The sequence below is a fragment of the Spirillospora sp. NPDC049652 genome (assembly GCF_040675125.1).
Classification (GTDB): Bacteria; Actinomycetota; Actinomycetes; order Streptosporangiales; family Streptosporangiaceae; genus Spirillospora.
In genome coordinates this window covers 1-2516 of the sequence record NZ_JBFAOF010000996.1, presented here as the reverse complement: position 1 = coordinate 2516, position 2516 = coordinate 1, and the positions used below count along the sequence as shown (strand labels likewise).

At 73.0% G+C, this 2516-nt stretch carries 3 protein-coding genes and 1 pseudogene; all 4 read left to right on the top strand.

Annotated elements, in window-relative coordinates:
• Positions 1-255 (top strand): annotated as a pseudogene (locus AB0J52_RS35975) (ATP-dependent DNA helicase RecG); the annotation flags it as partial.
• A gap of 171 nt (positions 256-426) precedes the next feature.
• On the top strand, positions 427-1863 hold the full coding sequence (locus AB0J52_RS35970; protein ID WP_500187385.1) for an MFS transporter: 1437 nt from the start codon (positions 427-429) through the stop codon (positions 1861-1863).
• A gap of 106 nt (positions 1864-1969) precedes the next feature.
• Positions 1970-2041 (top strand): putative leader peptide, encoded by a 72-nt coding sequence (locus AB0J52_RS35965; protein ID WP_407920898.1) that lies wholly within the window; start codon positions 1970-1972, stop codon positions 2039-2041.
• A gap of 176 nt (positions 2042-2217) precedes the next feature.
• Positions 2218-2516 (top strand): hypothetical protein (locus tag AB0J52_RS35960; protein ID WP_500187384.1); only part of this gene is annotated, 299 nt, incomplete at its 3' end.

Here is a 2516-nt window from a genome sequence, read left to right as displayed (position 1 = left end):
GACGGCTTTGCGCTGTCCCGGCTGGACCTGGAGCAGCGCCGGGAGGGCGACGTGCTGGGCGCGGCGCAGGCCGGGCGGTCGTCCAGCCTCCGGCTGCTGACGCTGCAGCGGGACGAGGACGTCATCCGGCTGGCGCGCGAGGAGGCGACCGCGCTGGTCGAGGACGATCCGGAGCTGGAACGCCATCTGGGTCTGGCCGCCGAGCTGGCGTCCCTGCTCGACGAGGAGCGCACGGAGTACCTCGAGAAGACCTGACCCCGAGGCCGTCCCTCAGAGCGTTCGAGGCCCCCGTTCCGCGATGACGCGGACCGGGGGCCTCTTCATGTGTGACGCAGCTCACCCGTCCCGCACATTGATACCCCCAGGGGGTGTGTTACGTTTCTCCGCGTCAGAAACTCATACCCCCTATCGGTATAGGAGACGGCGATGTCCGCGTCCAACCCGAGGCGGTGGTGGGCCCTCCTGGTGCTCGCCACGGCCCAGTTCATGGTCATCATGGACACCTCGATCATCGGTGTCGCACTCCCGGACATGCAGCGTGACCTGCACTTCTCGCCCGGCGGCCTGCAGTGGGTCTTCAACGCCTACGTGGTCGTGTTCGGCGGCCTGCTGCTGCTCGGCGGACGGCTCGCCGACCTGCTCGGCGCACGCCGGGTCTTCTCGGCCGGATGGGTCATCCTGATCGGCGGCTCGATCGTCGCCGCGGCGGCGCAGAGCGCGTGGGTCGAGCTGCTCGGCCGCGGCATCCAGGGTGTCGGCGGCGCGCTGATCACCCCGGCCGCGATGGCGCTGCTCATGGTCACCTTCGGCTCGAACCCGCGTGAGCTCGGCAAGGCCATGGCCCTGTACGGCGCGGCGGCCCCCGCGGGCGGCACCGCCGGCGTGTTCCTCGGCGGCGTGCTCACCCAGTGGCTGAGCTGGCCGTGGGTGTTCGTGATCTACATCCCGATCGGCCTGGCGACCCTCGCCGCCGTCCCGGCCGTCCTGCCCGCCATCCGCGGCCACCGCGGCTCGGTGGACGTGCTCGGCGCGGTCTCGGTCACCGCCGGCCTCGCCCTCGCGGTCCTCGCGGTCGTCCGGGCGCCGGAGCAGGGCTGGGGCTCGGCCTCGACGCTGCTGGAGTTCGCCGGCGCGGTGGTGCTGCTGGTCCTGTTCGCGATCGTGCAGAAGGTCGTCAAGGCCCCGCTGGCCCCGCCGTCCATCTGGAAGGTGCCCGGCCTCGCCGCGGCCAACATCGCCTTCGCGCTGCTCGGCGCGGCCTGGATCCCGGCCTGGTACTTCCTGAACCTCTACCTGCAGCAGGTGCTCGGGTTCGGCGCGTTCGCCAGCGGCGCGGCGCTGCTGCCGATGACCGTCACCATCATGATCCTCATGGTCGGCGTGACCGGCCGGCTCATGGCCCGCTTCGGCATGAAGCCGCTCGCGGTGACCGGGCTGTTCGTGCTGGCGCTCGGCCTCGCCGGGCTGACCTTCGTCCGCCCCGACGGCAGCTTCGCCGCCGACGTGCTCGCCGCGTCCCTGGTCGCCGCGCTCGGGATGTCGCTCGCCTTCATCCCGACCATGATGTCCGCCCTCGCCGGCGCCCCGCCGGAGCAGGCGGGCCTCGCGTCCGGCATCGTCAACACCTCCTACCAGGTCGGTTCGGCCCTGGGCCTCGCCGGCGCCACCGCCTTCGCGGCCTCGCACGGCGCCAACGCCCTCGGCGACGCCGTCCGGCTCACCGACGGCTTCCGCGCGGCCTTCCTGGCCGCCGCCGTGATCGCCGCGGTCGGCGGGGTGGCCGCCCTGGTCCTGCTGCGCAAGCCGCGCCCGGCCGCCGGGACGGAGGCCGCGCCCACCCAGGAAGTGGAGAGCATCGCGTGACCGACTGTACGAAGAGGGGACGCGCGCCCGGCGCGTCCCCTCTTCTCCCGCGTAATTCCATACTTTCCCGGTTGACTAATAGGGGAACCTGGGTCAGGATGGGGCCGTGACCGCACGAACCTCCCTCGTCGCGCGCCGCCACGTGGACCTCAGGCGGCAGGCCAGCGCCCTGTGTTGACGGAGCCTCCGGCTCCGCGTCCCCCTCGGGACGGACGCGGGCGGGAGGCCCGTGCGGGCGCGGCATCGCACCCGCACGTCGCCCACGACGATCCGCACGGCACCAAGAGGTTCGCCATGTCGCTCACGCCCATGACCCCGCCGCCCACACTCCCGACTCACGCGACCTCGACGTCCGTGACCTCGACGTCCGCGACTTCGGCGCCCGTCCCGCCGGCCCGCGTCCGGGAGCTCCGGCGTCTCGACCGTCCCACGCTCGCCGATCTCGATCCGTACCTCAGTGACGTCGATCCGGCGGTACGGGTGGCCGCGGTCCTCCTTCTCCGGGAGCTGCTGCACGCCGGCGACGGGCCGCGCGGAGCCGCCGACACCCTGGCCTGGATGCTCGCGGACCCCGACGACCGCGTCCGCGGGACCGCGTCGGACGCGCTGGACGCGCTTCCCGAGACCGTGGTCGGCGCGGAGGGGGTGGAGGC